14 protein-coding genes, 1 tRNA gene and 1 pseudogene are annotated in these 17,755 nt (G+C 62.6%); 7 read left to right on the forward strand and 9 right to left on the reverse strand.

Going from position 1 to position 17,755, the window contains the following annotated elements; all coding sequences use genetic code 11:
• Window positions 1-34: 34 nt before the first annotated feature.
• The 3 genes from thrS to yidD form a co-directional block, all read right to left on the reverse strand.
• On the reverse strand, window positions 35-2,011 hold the full coding sequence (thrS, locus tag ACHMW7_RS18515) for a threonine--tRNA ligase (protein WP_395447013.1): 1,977 nt from the start codon (window positions 2,009-2,011) through the stop codon (window positions 35-37).
• Window positions 2,012-2,174: 163 nt separating this feature from the next.
• Window positions 2,175-2,972 (reverse strand): class D beta-lactamase, encoded by a 798-nt coding sequence (gene blaOXA / locus ACHMW7_RS18520; protein ID WP_395451362.1) that lies wholly within the window; start codon window positions 2,970-2,972, stop codon window positions 2,175-2,177.
• 215 nt (window positions 2,973-3,187) lie between these two features.
• The gene (yidD, locus tag ACHMW7_RS18525) at window positions 3,188-3,568 is read right to left on the reverse strand and encodes a membrane protein insertion efficiency factor YidD (protein WP_395447014.1); all 381 of its coding nucleotides are present in this window, start codon (window positions 3,566-3,568) and stop codon (window positions 3,188-3,190) included.
• Window positions 3,569-3,899: 331 nt separating this feature from the next.
• Here yidD and ACHMW7_RS18530 point away from each other — a divergent pair, with 331 nt between their 5' ends.
• Window positions 3,900-4,814 carry a LysR substrate-binding domain-containing protein gene (locus ACHMW7_RS18530; protein WP_395447015.1) on the forward strand — a complete coding sequence of 305 codons (915 nt, stop codon included), beginning with the start codon at window positions 3,900-3,902 and terminating at the stop codon, window positions 4,812-4,814.
• Here the strand turns inward: ACHMW7_RS18530 and ACHMW7_RS18535 are convergent.
• Entirely contained in the window at window positions 4,811-5,251 is a 441-nt protein-coding gene (locus ACHMW7_RS18535) for an iron-sulfur cluster assembly scaffold protein (protein ID WP_395447016.1), read from the reverse strand. The two genes, ACHMW7_RS18530 and ACHMW7_RS18535, sit on opposite strands and share 4 nt — an antisense overlap.
• A gap of 235 nt (window positions 5,252-5,486) precedes the next feature.
• On the opposite strand from ACHMW7_RS18535, the gene folE reads away from it, so the two are divergent.
• From folE to ACHMW7_RS18550, 3 genes are all read left to right on the forward strand, one after another.
• Complete coding sequence (folE, locus tag ACHMW7_RS18540) at window positions 5,487-6,125, forward strand: GTP cyclohydrolase I FolE (RefSeq protein ID WP_395447017.1); 639 nt, start codon at window positions 5,487-5,489, stop codon at window positions 6,123-6,125.
• Between the two features lie 37 nt (window positions 6,126-6,162).
• Window positions 6,163-6,618 carry a phosphoribosyl-AMP cyclohydrolase gene (hisI, locus tag ACHMW7_RS18545; protein WP_395447018.1) on the forward strand — a complete coding sequence of 152 codons (456 nt, stop codon included), beginning with the start codon at window positions 6,163-6,165 and terminating at the stop codon, window positions 6,616-6,618.
• An 84-nt stretch (window positions 6,619-6,702) separates the two neighbouring features.
• Window positions 6,703-7,668, forward strand: coding sequence for a patatin family protein (locus ACHMW7_RS18550; RefSeq protein WP_395447019.1), 966 nt, complete (start codon window positions 6,703-6,705; stop codon window positions 7,666-7,668).
• A 98-nt stretch (window positions 7,669-7,766) separates the two neighbouring features.
• Here the strand turns inward: ACHMW7_RS18550 and recJ are convergent, their stop codons facing one another.
• From recJ to ACHMW7_RS18575, 5 genes are all read right to left on the reverse strand, one after another.
• On the reverse strand, window positions 7,767-9,557 hold the full coding sequence (recJ, locus tag ACHMW7_RS18555) for a single-stranded-DNA-specific exonuclease RecJ (RefSeq protein ID WP_395447020.1): 1,791 nt from the start codon (window positions 9,555-9,557) through the stop codon (window positions 7,767-7,769).
• A gap of 56 nt (window positions 9,558-9,613) precedes the next feature.
• A complete protein-coding gene (glpX, locus tag ACHMW7_RS18560) occupies window positions 9,614-10,588 on the reverse strand; it encodes a class II fructose-bisphosphatase (protein WP_395447021.1) in 975 nt (324 codons plus the stop codon).
• Window positions 10,589-10,779: 191 nt separating this feature from the next.
• On the reverse strand, window positions 10,780-12,096 hold the full coding sequence (locus ACHMW7_RS18565; protein ID WP_395447022.1) for a homoserine dehydrogenase: 1,317 nt from the start codon (window positions 12,094-12,096) through the stop codon (window positions 10,780-10,782).
• Between the two features lie 52 nt (window positions 12,097-12,148).
• On the reverse strand, window positions 12,149-13,366 hold the full coding sequence (locus ACHMW7_RS18570; protein ID WP_395447023.1) for an LL-diaminopimelate aminotransferase: 1,218 nt from the start codon (window positions 13,364-13,366) through the stop codon (window positions 12,149-12,151).
• Between the two features lie 48 nt (window positions 13,367-13,414).
• Window positions 13,415-13,738, reverse strand: coding sequence for a hypothetical protein (locus ACHMW7_RS18575; RefSeq protein ID WP_395447024.1), 324 nt, complete (start codon window positions 13,736-13,738; stop codon window positions 13,415-13,417).
• A gap of 167 nt (window positions 13,739-13,905) precedes the next feature.
• Between ACHMW7_RS18575 and ACHMW7_RS18580 the strand changes: the two are divergent.
• The 3 genes and pseudogenes from ACHMW7_RS18580 to ACHMW7_RS18590 all read left to right on the forward strand — a co-directional run bounded on the left by ACHMW7_RS18580 (window position 13,906) and on the right by ACHMW7_RS18590 (window position 17,294).
• A pseudogene (locus ACHMW7_RS18580) lies at window positions 13,906-15,734 on the forward strand (PHA/PHB synthase family protein).
• Window positions 15,735-15,949: 215 nt separating this feature from the next.
• On the forward strand, window positions 15,950-17,140 hold the full coding sequence (locus ACHMW7_RS18585) for a D-Ala-D-Ala carboxypeptidase family metallohydrolase (RefSeq protein WP_395447025.1): 1,191 nt from the start codon (window positions 15,950-15,952) through the stop codon (window positions 17,138-17,140).
• Between the two features lie 79 nt (window positions 17,141-17,219).
• Window positions 17,220-17,294 (forward strand) — tRNA-Glu (locus tag ACHMW7_RS18590).
• The last annotated feature ends 461 nt before the right edge of the window (window positions 17,295-17,755 follow it).

The following is a 17,755-nucleotide window of genomic DNA, read 5'->3' on the forward strand; positions in this document are numbered from 1 at the left end:
TCACTGCCGCCCTTTTTTGCATCTCGTTGGCTGATCAGCCCTGTGCCGCGCGACGGCGATCGGGTGCGGTCGCTTCGTCACGCAGCGAGGCGATAGCCTCGTCGAGCCCCATCGACACCTTGTCGCGCGATCCGAGGCGACGCACATTGACGGTCGCCTCCTCCGCCTCGCGCTTGCCACAGACGAGAATGACCGGAACCTTGGCCAGCGAATGCTCGCGGACCTTGTAGTTGATCTTCTCGTTGCGCAGGTCGGCCTCGGCCGACAGGCCCGCCGCCTTCAACTTGGCAACCACCGAACGGGCATAGTCGTCGGCATCCGACGTGATTGTCGTTACCACCACCTGTTGCGGTGCGAACCACAGCGGGAAATGACCCGAATAGTTCTCGATCAGGATGCCGAGGAAACGCTCCATCGAACCGCAGATGGCGCGATGGACCATAACTGGCTGCTTCTTTTCCGAATCCGAGCCGATGTAGAAGGCACCGAAACGTTCAGGCAGATTGAAGTCGACCTGGGTCGTGCCGCACTGCCATTCGCGGCCGATGGCGTCACGCAGCACATATTCGAACTTGGGGCCGTAGAAGGCGCCCTCGCCCGGATTGATCGACGTCTTGATGCGATTGCCCGACTGCGCCTGGATGGTCTTGAGCACATTGCCCATGATTTCCTCGGCATGGTCCCAAGCCTCGTCCGAACCGACGCGCTTGTCCGGCCGGGTCGACAGCTTGACGCTGATCTCGTCGAAGCCGAAGTCGGCATAGGTCGACAGGATCAGGTCGTTGATGCGCAGGCATTCGGCGGCGAGCTGTTCTTCGGTGCAGAAGATATGCGCGTCGTCCTGGGTGAAGCCGCGCACGCGCATCAGCCCGTGCAGCGCGCCCGACGGCTCATAGCGGTGCACGTTGCCGAATTCGGCAAGCTTGACCGGCAGATCGCGATAAGACTTCAGGCCATGCTTGAAGATCTGGACGTGGCCCGGGCAGTTCATCGGCTTCAACGCAAAGACGCGGTCATCGTCGGTATCGTCGCCGGCTACCGTCACCTTGAACATCGCGTCGCGATACCAGCCCCAGTGACCCGAGGTCTCCCACAGCGACTTGTCGAGGACTTGCGGCGCGTTGACTTCCTGGTAGCCCTGCTGGTCGAGCCGGCGGCGCATGTAGCTGACGAGGTTCTGGAACATCTTCCAGCCCTTGGCATGCCAGAACACCACACCCGGTCCCTCTTCCTGGAAATGGAACAGGTCCATCTCACGGCCGAGCCGGCGGTGGTCACGCTTCTCCGCCTCTTCTAGCATATGCAGATACTGGTCGAGCTGCGTCTGGTCGGCCCAGGCCGTGCCGTAGATGCGCGTCAGCATCGGATTGTTGGAATCGCCGCGCCAATAGGCACCGGCAACCTTCATCAGCTTGAAGGCGCTGCCGATTTGCCCGGTCGAGGCCATGTGCGGACCACGGCACAGGTCGAACCACTCGCCCTGCGCGTAGATGTTGAGGTTCTGATCCTCGGGAATTGCGTCGATCAGCTCGAGTTTGTAGGCCTCGCCCTTATCGCGGAACACCTGCTTGGCCTTGTCGCGCGACCAGACCTCTTTGGTGAACGGCTTGTTGCGGCCAATGATCTCGCGCATCTTCTTTTCGATCGCCGGGAAATCCTCGGGCGTGAAAGGTTCGTTGCGGGCGAAATCGTAGTAGAAGCCGTTGTCGATGACCGGACCGATGGTCACCTGGGTTCCCGGCCACAGTTCCTGCACAGCCTCGGCCAGCACGTGCGCGGTATCATGGCGAATCAGCTCGAGCGCGCGCGGGTCGTCGCGGGTGACGATCTCGACCTTGCCGGACTTGCCGAGCGGGTCGGACAGGTCACGCACAGTGCCGTCAACGACGTAGGCTACCGCTTTCTTGGCGAGCGACTTCGAGATCGACTCGGCCAGCGCAGCACCTGATATCGCCGCGTCGTATTCGCGGACGGAACCATCGGGAAATGTCAGGGAAACGGAATTCGACAACGTTCTTCTCCTATCCAGTCCCGCAAACGAGCGCGGGTGGTTAAAAACCGGAAGCGTCCGGCACGAGCGGTCTTTTAGGGGGAGTTTTCATGCTCGTAAAGCCAGACAGCGGCGCTTTCGAGCTCCGCTGTCGTCTGTTGCATGGAGGCATGGAGCATCGAGTCTAGTTGGCCGATTCCATCAGTCCTGGCAGTTCTGCCAGGAAATTGGCGCGTACCTTTGGCCCGAGGAGCACTGAGCTCTTGCCGCTGTTGACGAACAGGTTGGCAAACACGATCTTTCGGCCGTTCTTTTCGGCCCAGCCGACGAACCAGCCGAATGGCCTGTTGCGGTCGGTTGCGCCGGCCTTGTTGGTCAGCCAGCCGGTTCCCGTCTTGCCCTTGACCTGCCAGTCGCCGGCCTGGAATGGCGGCAGTATGGTCTCGGTCATTTCGAACGCCTTGGCCGAAACCGGGAGATTGCGGTCGAGAATACGCCTGATGAAGACAGCCTGCTCATCTGGCGAAATCTTCAGCGACGAGCTCAGCCAGGAATGGGTCAGGCCATCCTTCTTGCCCGGATTGCCTGCTATGTCGCCGTTTCCGTAACCAAAGCTGCCGACGTAGCCTCCAAAACGCTCATAACCGAGCTTGCGGGTAATCTGCTGCGAGTACCAGACCACCGAATCCTTCTCCCATATGGTTGGGTCGACAGGCTTGTGGTCGCGCTTCACGGCGTTGAATTCCGGCTTGTAGTCCCAGCGCGGCGAGTGACCGTCGACGAGAACGCCGGCATCGTAGCCCATTAGCGCCAATGGCACCTTGAACGTCGACGCCGGGCTGACGCGCCGGTCGCAGGTGCCGTCGCGCCGCAGCGCGGCGCCGCTTTGGGCGTCGACAATCAGCGTGCATTGGAACACCGGCTTCAACTCAGCCGATTCGGCTGACGCCGGCTTTGGTATGAGGGAAACGGAGGCACACAGCGAAAGGACTGCGTAGAACGAAGACCGGCGAATTGTAGCAAGCACTGTCGTGACATCCTCTGTCGATTGGCGACAAAGTACTATGGGCGGCTATTGTCTCGAATATGACTTAACTTGGACTGAGCTGTCTTAGCCTGATCAAATCGTAAATCGCTCAATATTGGCATTAACTGATATGACGGCGATGCGCAGCACGGATCGCGCATCTGCCCGGCTCATTGCTCATGCGCCCGCCGACCGACCAGCCAATAGCGCCACGGCGCGTACCAGGCATAGGGCGCGCCAAGGCTCTCCGGCACCCGATCGATGCCATGCGTGCCCCATGGACCGCAACGCAGCACGCGAAACAGTCCCATCCACACGCCGGGCCACAGCCCATGACGCGCAATCGCTTCATGGGCGTATTCCGAACAGGTCGGCATATGCCGGCACGAATTGCCGATGAAGCCCGAAAGCGTCAGCTGGTAAAGCCGCACCAGCGCCGTGCCAAGCACACGGCCCGGCGTCCTGCGCCAGGGCCCGGCCCAGTTGCGGCCGCGTGCGGCGATGCCATGTCTATGGTCGTGGTCCATCGTCTCTGCCAATCGGAACGTCATCACCTATAAATGTCCATTCCGACATGCAGGCGCAATGTTTGCCATATAGGACCTCGCCGTTGCGGCGCCGTGTCACGCAAGCCAGCTAAACTTCGTCCTGCGGTGGGGGCACCGCCGGTGCGGAGCATCGAGTTGAAGCCGATCGGCGTCGCAGCGCTTCGCGCCATGTGCTGTATGGTCGGCCTGGAATGTCGCGATGCGGAACATCTCTGCGTAAGCGTTGAAGAGCGTTGGCATGGTCTTGCCTCCTTGATTGGGAGGATTAGACCGCCTCTAGCCGCCCGCTTCAAACGAGTATAACGTCCATCTTGGATAACCTGAGATTATGCGAATGAACCGCGGGCGGCTTCCGCTGACGGCATTGAGAAGTTTCGAGGCGGCCGGCCGGCACCTGAGTTTCAGCCGTGCGGCAGAAGAGCTTTTTGTCACCCAGGCCGCCATCAGCCGCCAGATACGCGAGCTGGAGACCTTCCTGCGCCAGCCGCTGTTCGTGCGCTACCACCGCCGGGTCGAACTGACCGAATCGGGCCAGAAGCTGTTGCAGCAGCTCATCAAAAGCTTCGACGAAATCGACCAGCGGCTTTCGCAACTGGCAACCAGACCCTTGCTTTCCGTCGTCAGCGTCAGTGTCGAACCGTCACTGGCCGCGAGCTGGCTTGTGCCGCGGCTCAACCGGTTTCGCGAAATGCGGCCCGATATCGACATCGCACTCGACGTCGATCCGCGCCTGATCGACTTCCGCAGCGACCAGGCCGAACTCGCCTTGCGCTTCAGCGCGCACAATACGTCATGGCCACGCAGCGAGGCGGAGCTATTGGCACCCGTCACCGATTCGCCGGTCCTTTCGCCGTTGCTGCTGGCTTCCGGCCCGGCGCTGGAATGTCCGGCCGACCTGCGCCGCTACACCCTGCTGCATGAAGAAAACCGCACGGGATGGGTGCGCTGGTTCGAAGCAGCAGGCGCCACCGAAGCGCCCGTCCCGGAGCGCGGGCCGCTGCTTGCCGATGCCGCATTGTCGAAACAGGCGGCGATGCTCGGCCACGGCGTGGCCTTGGGCGACCTGCTATTGGTGCATGAGGAACTCAAGGCAGGAACGCTGGTCAAGCCGTTCAAGACAAATGTCATCTGCGGCGGCTACTGGCTGGTGGCAAAAAGCTTGCGCAAGCTCTCCGAGCCTGCCCAATCCTTTGCCGACTGGATTCGGGCCGAATTCGCCGACAGTCTGCGCCTTATCGAGGATTGCTAAGCGGCAGCCTGCTTACGCTCGATCTGGCCGATGGCGTCGACCACCGCATCGAAGGTCAGCATCGTCGAGGCGTGGCGCGCCTTGTAGTCGCGCACCGGCTCGAGATACTTCAGGTCGCCGAAGCGGCCCTCCGGCGGCGTCCCGCCTTCCTTGAGCATGCGCAGCATCGTTTCGCGTACGGCGCGCAGTTCATCGGCACTGGCGCCTACGACATGTTCGGCCATGATCGACGACGACGCCTGGCCGAGCGCACAGGCCTTCACCTCATGGGCAAAGTCGGTGACCACCCCATCCTTCATCGCCAGATCGATCGTGACAGTCGATCCACACAGCTTCGAATGCGCCGTCGCTGTCGCATCGGGATGATCGAGCCGACCAAGCCGGCCGATATTGCCGGCAAAACCGAGAATTTTCGTGTTGTAGATGTCGTCGATCAACTTTTTTCACTCTGAGTGCGTGTTATGCGTAACTCTTGTCGCGGTCGCATCTTTCAATCGTCGTCTGCACCCATATATAATGGTGGCGCTCGCCTCCCGACAAGGCAGCAGAAACAGCATCGGGAGGAGAGCACGATGAGCAGCTTTGGGTACGGCACTATTTCGGTGGTCCCTAAAGTGGCTGTGTCCGTTCAACTCGTCCCTGCTTTGACAGGGACTACTGGAGACGCCTGATATGGATGCCGTTGCCAAGAAGCTGATGCCGCAATCAGTCTATATGGATAAGCCTGCGACCGACCGCCCGACGGAGGCGGAGGTTGAAGCCGCAGTGAAGGTGCTTTTGCGCTGGACCGGCGACAATCCGCAACGCGAAGGCCTGATCGATACGCCCAAGCGCGTGACCAAGGCTTTTCGCGAAATGTTCAATGGTTACGACATGTGCCCGGCCGACGAGCTTGGCCGTACCTTCGAGGAGGTGGCTGGTTATGACGACCTGGTCATCGTTCGCGACATAAAATTCCATTCGCATTGCGAGCACCACATGGTGCCGATCATCGGCAAGGCGCATGTCGGCTATCTGCCGGATGGCAAGGTTGTCGGGCTCTCCAAGATCGCCCGCGTCGTCGACATCTTCGCCCACCGCCTGCAGACGCAGGAAGCGATGACGGCGCAGATTGCCGGTGTCATCCAGGACGTGCTAAATCCGCGCGGCGTCGCCGTGATGATCGAGGCCGAGCATATGTGCATGGCCATGCGCGGCATCCGCAAGCAGGGTTCAACGACCCTGACCTCCACCTTTACCGGCGTTTTCCGGGACACCCCCGAAGAACAGGTCCGGTTCGTGACCATGGTGCGAGCCGGCGGCGGGATCTGATCGCCATTGCCGGTGCCCTCGACTTAGGACCCCGGCGATGACCCTGCAATTTCCCCAGGCTTCCAATGACAAGCTCGCCCTCGAAGAGGGCGAAGCGTTCACGCCGCGTTTCGACGCCAATGGCCTCGTCACCGCCGTCGTCACCGACGCGACCGACGGCGCGCTGCTGATGGTCGCGCACATGAATGCCGAAGCGTTGGCGCTGACCATCGAGACCGGCATCGCTCACTACTGGTCACGTTCGCGCGGCTCGTTGTGGAAGAAAGGCGAGACTTCGGGCAACTTCCAGCACGTCGTCGAAATCCGCACCGATTGCGACCAGGATGCCGTGTGGCTGCGCGTAAATGTTACCGGCCACGAAGCAACCTGCCACACCGGCCGGCGTTCCTGTTTCTATCGGGCGGTGGGGCACAAGGACGGCATAGCCACTCTCAGCGCGGACGGCAGCGCTCCCCTGTTCGATGCAGACGCGACCTACCACAAGAAAACGTGAACCGGCTTGCTGTTCCAGAACACATAGATTCACGATTTTAATACGGGTCGGGAGTAGTCTGTATCAGGGACAAGGGAGATTTTGATGCTCGAGTGGGCGTCATTTCATGCACGCGAAAACGTCCGGGAAGCCAGCGGCTTTTCTTCCGGCACGAGTTCGAACGCTCCCGAAACAGCCAAACAGAACGGCATTTCACTGGCGCTTGGCGGCGGTGCCGCGCGCGGCTGGGCCCATATCGGCGTGCTGCGTGCACTCGATGAAGCTGGCATTCGCATCAACATGATCGCAGGCACCTCGATCGGCGCGCTGGTCGGCGGATGTTATCTCGCCGGCAGGCTCGACGAGCTCGAGGAATTCGCCCGCAGCCTGACCAAGCGCCGGATCTTCGGCCTGTTTGACTTCAAGCTTGGCGGCAGCGGCCTGTTCGGCGGCATGAAGCTTGATGCCCGCATGCAGCATCACATGGGCAGCGTGAGCTTCGAAGATTTACCAAAGCCGTTCGTCTGCGTCGCCACCGAGATTCGCACCGGCCATGAGATCTGGCTGTCGAGCGGCTCGCTGATCAAGGCGATGCGCGCATCCTACGCCTTGCCTGGCGTGTTCGAGCCGGTTACCTGCAACGGCCGCGTGCTTGTCGACGGCGCCCTGGTCAATCCGGTTCCGGTTTCGGTCTGCCGCGCCAACGAACAGCCGTTGGTGGTGGCGGTCAACTTGCACTACGACCTGTTCGGGCGTGCCGCCGTCATCAAGCACAGCGCCGGCGAACTGGTGGTCGAACGCCCGGCGAGGCCCGGTGAGAGCCCCGCGTACAGCGATCGCGAAGCGCGGCTTGGCATCACCGGCGTGATGGTCGAGGCCTTCAACATCATCCAGGATCGCATTTCCCGCGCACGTCTCGCCGGCGATCCGCCAGACCTGTCGATCCAGCCCAAGCTCGGCCTGATCGGCCTGTCGGAGTTCCACCGCGCCGATGAAGCCATCCGCCTCGGCTATGAAGCTACCAAGGCGCAGATGGAAGAGATTCTCCGACTACAGGCGGTACTGGGTTAGAGCAGATCCCGAAAATGGGGCACTGATTTTCGGATAAGATCATGCTCAAAACAAGAACCTAGCGCCTCCACCCCGTTTCCATCGAGACGGGACAGGCCCTAAGGCCCTGCCAAAGCCGCGTCGATGATCCTGAACTGGGCGGTGCGGCTGCCATTCCAGTGATTGACCGAAATCGAGCCGGCGACATGGATCGCGCGATCGCGATTCCTGAACAGGAAGTCGCCGAGCGGCGTCTCCGCCGCCCTGAACGCCATCGCCTGCACCTTGCCGCCACTCTCGGAACGCAGATCGATGCGGATATGCGCCGTGCCGACAAGCCGCGCGTCGGCGATGCGGTGGCGCGGCAGAACAAAGACCGGCGGAACATGACCTGCCCCGAACGGCCCGGCCTTCTCCAGCGCATCGACAAGGTTCAGCGTCGCGCCTTCGGCAGCCAAGGCGCCGTCGATCTTGAGGCTCTCTTCGTCCTGGAGCCGGAACACGTCGGCCGCGGCGCGCTGCTCGAAAAAGGCCCGCAATTCGCCGAGCTTGGCGCGCTCGACGGTGATGCCGGCAGCCATGGCGTGGCCACCGCCCTTGACCAGCAAGCCGGCCTCCACGGCCTCGCGCACCAGGCGTCCAAGATCGAAGCCGGAAACCGAGCGACCCGATCCGGTACCCACGCCATTCGGATTAAAGGCGATGGCGAAGGCCGGGCGGCGGGCATGGTCCTTGAGCCGCGAGGCGAGCAGACCAACGATGCCGGGATGCCATGTGGTGCTCGCCGTGACCAGCACCGCCGGGCCAGGCCCGGCGCCAATCTCGGCATCGGCCTCGGCGCGCGCCTCGGCCAGCATTTCGGTTTCCATCGCCTGGCGCTCCTGGTTCAGGCGGTCGAGTGTTTCGGCGATCGTTCCGGCCTCGACCGGATCGTCGGTGGCGAGCAGCTTGCTGCCCAGGGCCGCGTCGCCGATGCGCCCACCGGCATTGATGCGCGGGCCAAGCAGGAAAGCGAGATGAAAGTTGCTGAGCGGTTCGCCGATGCGGGCAACACGGGCGAGTGCCGTCAGCCCGGGATTGTTCTGCTGGCGCATCGCCTGCAGCCCCTTGACGACAAAGGCGCGATTGACCCCGGTCAACGGCACGACGTCGCAGACCGTCGCCAGTGCCACGAGGTCGAGCAGCGACAACAGGTCCGGGCGCGGTGCATCCGGCAGCTTCGCGCGCAGCACCTTGGCGGTCTGGACCAGCGCCAGGAAGGTCACGCCGGCGGCGCAGAGATGACCCTGCCCTGAAAGGTCGTCATCGCGGTTCGGATTGACCACCGCACGCGCATGGGGCAGCGGACCGCCAAGCTGATGGTGGTCGAGCACGACGACATCGGCACCGGCTTCATTGGCCGCGTCGATGGAGGCAGCACTGTTGGTGCCGCAGTCGACGGTGATGATCAGGCTGGCGCCGCGGCCAATCAATTCGCGCATCGCATCGGGGTTGGGGCCGTAACCTTCGAAGATGCGGTCGGGGATATAGATCTCGGACTCGACGTCGAAATGCGTGAGGAAGCGGCTCATCAGCGCCGAAGACGACGCGCCGTCGACGTCATAGTCGCCGAAGATCGCAACCCTTTCCTGGCGCAGCACCGCATCGGCGATGCGCTCGGCCGCCTTGTCCATGTCGGTCAAGGATGCCGGATCGGGCAGCAGGTCGCGGATCGTCGGATCGAGAAAGCGCTCGGTGTCTTCGGGCGACACGCCCCGCCCGGCAAGCACGCGGGCGACGATGTCTGGCACGCCATGCCCCTGGGCAATGGCCAGCGCCAGCATGTCCTGGCGTTCGGTCAGCCGATGCTCCCATGAGACACCGGTGGCCGAACGCCGGACACCGAGAAAATTACGCTTTTCAGTCGCCATTCAGTTGAGGTCCACCCGCGTCGGATCGACCATAGGCGACCGGAACAAGCGCGTAATCAGAATTTTTCCAGATCCTGGTGGCGCGCCTTGATCTCACGCACCGTCTTGGAAGACGAGCGCAGCACGATGGTGTGGGTGGTGATCGAATCGCGGCCAAATTTGACCCCGGCAAGCATGTTGCCGTCGGTGACGCCGGTTGCGGCAAACAGCACATCGCCGCGTGCCATTTCCTCGATGCGGTAGACCTTCTTGGGGTCGGTAATGCCCATGGTTGCGGCACGGGCGACCTTTTCGGGCGAATCGAGCAGTAGGCGGCCGAGCATCTGGCCGCCGGTGCAGCGCAATGCGGCGGCGGCCAGCACGCCCTCGGGCGCGCCGCCAGTGCCGAGATAGATGTCGATGCCGGTTTCTTCAGGATCGGTCGTATGGATGACGCCGGCGACGTCGCCATCGCCGATCAGGCGGATGGCGGCACCGGTCGCACGCACGGCTTCGATCAGCTTGGCATGACGCGGGCGGTCAAGAATGCAGGCGGTGATCTCTTCGACCGGAACGCCCTTGGCCTTGGCGACGCTGGCGATGTTGTCGGCCGGCGAAGCATCGATGTCGATGACGCCCTCGGGATAGCCCGGGCCAACGGCGATCTTGTCCATGTAGACGTCGGGCGCGAACAGCAGGCTGCCCTTTTCGGCGATGGCGATGACCGCCAGGGCGTTGGGCAGGTTCTTGGCGCAGATGGTGGTGCCTTCAAGCGGGTCGAGCGCGATGTCGACATCCGGGCCGCCCGAGCCGACTTCCTCGCCGATGTAGAGCATCGGGGCTTCGTCGCGTTCGCCTTCGCCGATGACGACAGTGCCCTTGATGGCGAGGCGGTTCAATTCCTGGCGCATGGCGTCGACGGCGACCTGGTCGGCGGCCTTCTCGTCGCCGCGTCCGCGCAGCCTTGCTGCGGCAACAGCAGCGCGCTCGGTGACGCGCACGAGTTCCATGGTGAGAATCCGGTCGAGGCCGGCTACAACGCTTTTCGCCATAATGCTGGGTCCTGAAGTCGATGGGTTCGGAGCGCCCAAACCGGGCCGGCTCTTATTGTCAAACCCGCATGACAACGGCAAGACCTGTTGCCCGCTTTATCGAAAGCGAAACAATATCAATCGATTGAAAGGTAATGGCGCTTGACTTCCTGGCCGGGGGCACATTTGCGCCCCCGTGCCTCGACACCCGCCTAGCCGGCGCGCTCGATGCGGATGACCTGCGGCTTGTCGGTCAGGTGACCGTCCTTGGTCACGCCGTCGACAGCCTTGCGCACGGCAGCTTCTGTCGTTTCGTGTGTCACCAGGATGACAGTCTTCTGGGCAATGCCGCCCTCGGTGCCATTGGCGTGCTGGACAATAAATTCCAGCGAAATGTCGTTGTCGGCCATGCGCTTGGCGATCGCTGCGAAGACGCCAATACGATCATGCACGGTCAAGCGGATGAAGTAGCCGCCGGCATGGCTGCGCATCTGCGCCTTCTTGTAGGGTTTCAGTTCCTTGGCCGGACGGCCGAACACCGGGCCGTGCTGGAAGCCTGGCCGGCTCTTGGCGATGTCGGCGATGTCGCCGACAACGGCCGAGGCCGTTGCGTTGCCGCCGGCGCCAGGACCGGACAGCAGCAGTTCGCCGAGGATATCGGTCTCGATCGCCACCGCGTTGGTGACGCCATGAACCTGGGCGATGACCGAAGCGGTCGGCACCATCGTCGGGTGCACGCGCTGCTCGATGCCGCTTTCGGTGCGCTGGGCAACGCCGAGCAGCTTGATGCGGTAGCCGAGTTCAGCCGCCGCGCGGATGTCGGCCTGGGTGATGTTGGAGATGCCTTCGAGATAGATATCGTCGGCAGCGATCTTCGAGCCGAAAGCCAGGCTGGTCAGGATGGCGAGCTTGTGAGCCGTGTCATTGCCCTCGATGTCGAAGGTCGGGTCGGCTTCGGCGTAGCCCAGGCGCTGGGCGTCGGCGAGGCAGGCCTCGAAGGTCAGGCCTTCGGCTTCCATACGCGTCAGGATGTAGTTGCAGGTACCGTTGAGAATGCCGAAGACACGCGTGACGCTGTTGCCGGCCATCGCCTCGCGCATCGTCTTGATGACCGGGATGCCGCCGGCGACCGCCGCTTCGTAGTTGAGCAGCACGCCCTTTTTCTCGGCGATCTCGGCCAGTGCCACGCCGTGCTTGGCGAGTAGCGCCTTGTTGGCGGTCACGACATGGCGACCGGCATCCAAGGCGGCACGCACGCAAGCGCGAGCTGCACCCTCGTCACCGCCGATCAACTCGATGAAGACGTCGATATCGGCTTTCTCAGCCAGTTCGATCGGGTCGTCGAACCATTTGGCATTGCTCAGGTCGACACCGCGATCGCGCGTACGATCGCGTGCGGAGACGGCGGTGACGACGATTTCGCGGCCGCACTGGCGGGTGAGTTCGGCGCCCTTGTCGCGCAGCACACGCGCCACCGCAGCGCCGACCGTGCCGAGACCGGCAATTCCAACACGCAATGCTTCAGCCATGGTCGCGGCGCCTCTTACTTCAGTAGTTCTGGGAATGTGGTCGTGATGCCGCTCAGCGATGGGCTGCGAGCGGAACCACGTTGTTGGGATGTTTGGCGGTGGTTTGCAGGAAGCGCTTGATGCTGCGCGCTGCCTGGCGGATGCGGTGCTCGTTCTCAACCAGCGCAAGACGCACATAGTCGTCGCCGTGCTCGCCGAAACCGACGCCCGGAGCCACTGCCACATCGGCATGCTCGATCAAGAGCTTGGAGAATTCGAGCGAACCAAGGTGCTTGAACGGCTCGGGGATCGGCGCCCAGGCAAACATCGTCGCTGCCGGCGCCGGGATTTCCCAGCCCGCACGGGTGAACGAGTCGACCATCACGTCGCGGCGCTTGTGGTAGACCTCGCGCACTTCCGCGATGTCGGTGCCGTCGCCATTCAGTGCGGCGGTCGCCGCCACCTGGATCGGCGTGAACGCACCATAATCGAGATACGATTTCACCCGCGTCAGTGCGGCGATCAGGCGCTCGTTGCCGACGGCAAAACCCATGCGCCAGCCCGGCATCGAAAACGTCTTCGACATCGAGGTGAACTCGACGGTGACATCGATCGCGCCCGGCACCTGCAGCACCGAAGGCGGCGGATTGCCGTCGAAGTAGATCTCCGAATAGGCAAGGTCGGACAGGATGATGATGTCGTGCTTCTTCGCGAAGGCCACGACGTCCTTGTAGAAGTCGAGCGAAGCGACGAATGCCGTCGGGTTCGACGGGTAGTTGAGGATCAGCGCCAGCGGCTTGGGGATCGAATGGCGCACGCCACGCTCGAGTGCCGGGATGAAGCCGTCATTCGGTTCGGCCTGCAGCGAACGGATGACGCCGCCCGACATGATGAAGCCGAAAGCGTGGATCGGATAGGTCGGATCGGGACACAGCACCACGTCGCCGGGTGCGGTGATCGCCTGCGCCATGTTGGCGAAGCCTTCCTTCGAGCCCAGTGTCGCGACCACCTGGGTATCGGGATCGAGCTTCACGCCAAAGCGGCGGGCATAATAGTTGGCCTGGGCGCGGCGCAGGCCGGGAATGCCGCGCGACGACGAATAGCGATGGGTGCGCGGGTCGCGCACCACTTCGCACAGCTTGTCGACGATGGCAGTCGGCGTCGGCAGGTCCGGATTGCCCATGCCGAGGTCGATGATGTCGGCGCCGCGCGAACGGGCCGAGGCCTTCAGCCGGTTGACCTGCTCGAAGACATAGGGCGGAAGGCGGCGGACCTTGTGAAATTCTTCCATGTCAATTCCAGGTAATCGGGGGCTGCGCGATGCGTGCGCGATATACACTCATTTGCAGGCAGGGTCGATAGTCTCGCACTTGCCTTCGATGGCCTTAAGCGTGTCATCGCCGTGCTTTCTGGCCAGCGCGGTCATCGCCGCCGAGTTACCCCCGCCCGCACCCGCCTTGGCACCCTGGCGCTGTTGCGCGGCATGGAGTTCAGCAAGCTTGGCGGCCTTCTGCTCCTCGGTGAACTGTGCGGCGGCGACCTTCGGCGGAATATTGAGATTGGGGTAGGTTCCGGTGTCCTGCGCGCCGTGGCCGGTAGCCGGCGCAGCACTGCCGGCGGTCGTAGTGGTTGTGCTGGTGCAGCCGCTGGCGGCAACAGCCACTGCCAGCGCACCGGCTGACAACATCACGCGGGCGCAGAAAAAACATTCCGACCAACACTATATGTCATAAAGTTTCCCCGACAGGCGCGGTAGAGCGCGTTGGACCCGGTAAGACGTCACATGATACTATGTCAACAATGGGCGCTTTGGGAGGACCTGCAAGAACCATGGCGAAGGTAGACGATTCGGACAAGCCGAGTGGCGATTCCCCCTCCTCCGTCGAGCAATACCTCGTCAAAGATCCCGAGCGCTTTGCGCTGAACATGGCCCGCGTGATCGAGCAGGCCGGCAAGGCAGCTTCCGCCTGGGCCGAACCGCGCGAAAAAGGCGAACTCCGCGACACCGTCGCCGAGCCGATGGCCGACATGGTCAAGACCTTCTCCAAGCTCACCGAATACTGGCTGTCGGATCCGCAACGTGCGCTTGAGGCCCAGACCCGGCTGTTTTCCGGCTATCTCGACGTCTGGAGCAAGTCGATCCAACGGATGGGCGGCGAAGAGGTCGACGACGCGGTCAAGCCCGATCGTACCGACAAGCGCTTCCTCGATCCCGAATGGGGCCGCAACGCCTTCTTCGATTTCCTCAAGCAGGCCTATCTGGTGACTGCGCGCTGGGCCGGTGACCTTGTCGATCATGCCGACGGCCTCGACGAGCACACCCGTCACAAGGCCGGCTTCTACGTCAAGCAGGTCGCCAACGCGATCTCGCCGTCCAATTTCATCCTGACCAACCCGGAGCTGTTTCGCGAAACCGTCGCCAGCAATGGTGAAAACCTCGTGCGCGGCATGAAGATGTTCGCCGAGGACATTTTGGCCGGCAAGGGCGACCTCAAGCTCAGGCAGGCCGACTATACCGGTTTCGAGATCGGCAAGAACATCGCCACCACGCCGGGCAAGGTCGTCGGCCGCAGCGACGTCGCCGAAATCATCCAGTATGCGCCGACCACCGACAAGGTGCTGAAGCGGCCGCTGCTGATCTGCCCGCCATGGATCAACAAGTTCTACATCCTCGACCTCAACCCGCAGAAATCCTTCATCCGCTGGGCGGTCGAACAGGGCCATACAGTGTTCGTCATCTCGTGGATCAATCCCGACCAGCGTCATGGTCTCAAGGACTGGGAGGCCTATATTCGCGAGGGCCTGCAATACGGTCTCGACACGGTCGAGCAGGCAACGGGCGAGCGCGAGGTCAATGCCATCGGCTATTGCGTCGGCGGCACGCTGCTGGCGGCGGCCCTGGCGCTGTTGGCGCAAGAGGGCGACCACCGCATCCAGTCGGTCACCTTCTTCACCACTCAGGTCGATTTCACCTATGCCGGCGACCTCAAGGTCTTCGTCGACGAGGATCAGATCAAGGCGCTGGAAGGGGCGATGAAAGACAAGGGCTATCTCGACGGCACCAAGATGGCGACGGCCTTCAACATGCTGCGCTCGGGCGACCTGATCTGGCCCTATGTCATCAACAACTACATGCGCGGCAAGGAGCCGACGCCCTTCGACCTGCTTTACTGGAATGCCGATTCGACGCGCATGGCGGCCGCCAACCACTCCTTTTACCTGCGCAACTGCTATCTCGAGAACAACCTGTCGCAAGGCCGGATGGAACTTGCCGGCCGAACCATCTCGCTCGCCGACGTCACCATACCTGTCTACAACCTCGCCGCGCGCGAGGACCACATCGCCCCTGCCCGCTCGGTGTTCCTCGGCTGCCAGTATTTCGGTGGCGATGTCGATTATGTCGTCGGCGGCTCGGGCCATATAGCCGGCGTGGTCAACCCGCCTGCCACGGGCAAGTACCAGTTCTGGTCGAACGGCAAGCCATCAGGGGATTTCGATGCCTGGCTCAAGGGTGCGGCCGAGACACCCGGCTCGTGGTGGCCGCACTGGCAGCGCTGGATCGAAGCCAAGGACGATGCCCGGGTTGCGGCGCGCAAGCCTGGCATAAGCGGACGGGTGCTGAGGATGCCCCCGGCAGCTATGTGAAGGTACGCGTGTAACCAGCTGTCACAGGCAGTGAATTGACGCCCTTTACCAAGAGGGCGAAAACATGGCGCCTATCATGATCTCGCCTTAATTGGCGCCTAGCCCGCTATTTGGGGATCTTCGCCATAAGACTGGGTACCGCTTCTTGTTCAGAAGCGTGGTTGCGTAAACGTTCGATTTCAATCGCCAAGCGTGATCGTTGGCCTGCAGTGCATGAGAGGGGACCGGTTTGACGTCAGGACGACTGCAATTCGCAGACCGGAGATGTGGCGTTGCGCTGACCGTGCTGGTTTCGCTGCTTGCAGTGTCCTGTTCCTCGACGGGCGAACCGAATTTCGACCTGACAAATCCCGCAGCCAACGCCGCAACGACCACCGAAACAACCACGGCTCAATCGGCAACCGCCGCCGGCGCCCCCGCCATAGCCCAGGCGACGATGGGCCAAGCAGGCGACACCGCCCTTCCCGACCAGGTCGGTTATGTTCCGCTGGTCAAGCCCGGCAGCGAGAGCGCGGCGGAAGTTGCCCTCGCCAGTGCCGAGCAACCGCAGCAGCCTGCGACAGCGGAGCAGCCGAAGGCGGAAGCTGAGGCTTCCCAGACCGCGGACGCGAAAACGGCCAAACAGCCTGTGCAGCAGGACACCGGCTTCATACTGACCAACGGCCCGGCAGCCGAACCCGAAGCGCCCAAGAAGAAAGGGCTGTTTGCTTCGTTGTTCGGCTCGTCATCCGCCAAGGCAGCACCTGCGCCCGCCGAACAAAAGGCCAAACCGCTGATCGCCATGGGCGAAGAACCGGGCGACGCGAAGCCGAAAGCCGAGGCAGAAAAGGCCAAGCCGATCATCACGTTGGCCTCGGCGAAAGCCGACGCAAAGCCGGTGGAGCTTGCTTCGCTGGGCAGCTCGTCAGGCGGCGATTCGAACTGGGCGCTGCCCGGCGTGCGCACCACCGACCTGTTCGAGATCAAGCGCAAGTCTGGCCTCAATGACGACAGCGACGTCGACCTGCACGAGGACGAGGACCCGGGCCTGGAGCTCGCCTCAGCCGCCGGCATGGCGCGACTCGCCCCCAACGGCCTGCTCAAGCAGACCGAAAGCGTCGACGTCGCCTGCCTCAAGCCTTCGCTGGTTCGCATTCTCAAGGCAGCCGAGCAGCACTACGGCAAGAAAATGGTCGTGACGTCGGGCTACCGCAATCCGGAGCGCAATCGTCGCGCGCGCGGCGCCAAGAACTCGCAGCACATGTATTGCGCTGCCGCCGACATCCAGATTCCCGGCGTCGGCAAGTGGGAACTGGCGACGTATCTGCGCGCCATGCCCGGCCGCGGCGGCGTCGGCACCTATTGCCACACCAATTCCGTCCACATCGATGTCGGTCCGGAGCGTGACTGGAACTGGCGTTGCGGACGTCGCCGTGGATAAGCCAAAAAAATTTGGCGACGCAGCAAAAAGACGGGTTGCCTGTCGCGAACAAGCCAACTATACACCGCCTCACCTGAGCGCGCCCATCGTCTAGCGGTTAGGACACCGCCCTTTCACGGCGGTAACAGGGGTTCGATTCCCCTTGGGCGTACCAGGTTTTTCAATCACTTAGCTGAGACACTGCCAACTTCGGCAAATAACGGTCGATGGGCGCGCTCTGCATCCCCTGAAGTGACCCGGCAGTCCTCGCTTATCTGGACGCGTCGCTTTCCCCCTACTTGCATACGCCGGTTGGTGACTCTCGTAGGGGGCTAGGTCGGACATTGATCAGCCGTCGCCCATGCAGCGACGTGACGGCAACTGTGCTGCAAGGTCAGCGCTGGCCACACGCATCGAACGGCTTTCCGCCCTGCTCTACCTCATAGCCTGCAGATCACGGTGACGATTCTCGGCACCGCTGGCGGAGCCCCTCCGGCCGGCAGCCTGGCCGCCATTGCAAGCGAGAGACATCGCAGGATCAGATCCCCCATACCTGCCGCCCAACGACAGCAAAGCCCGGTCGAGCTCTCGCTTGACCGGGCTTGTGCATGTCGCTGCGATACAACTCCTTTGTCG

The sequence above is a fragment of the Aminobacter sp. UC22_36 genome, assembly GCF_044056035.1.
Classification (GTDB): domain Bacteria; phylum Pseudomonadota; class Alphaproteobacteria; order Rhizobiales; family Rhizobiaceae; genus Aminobacter.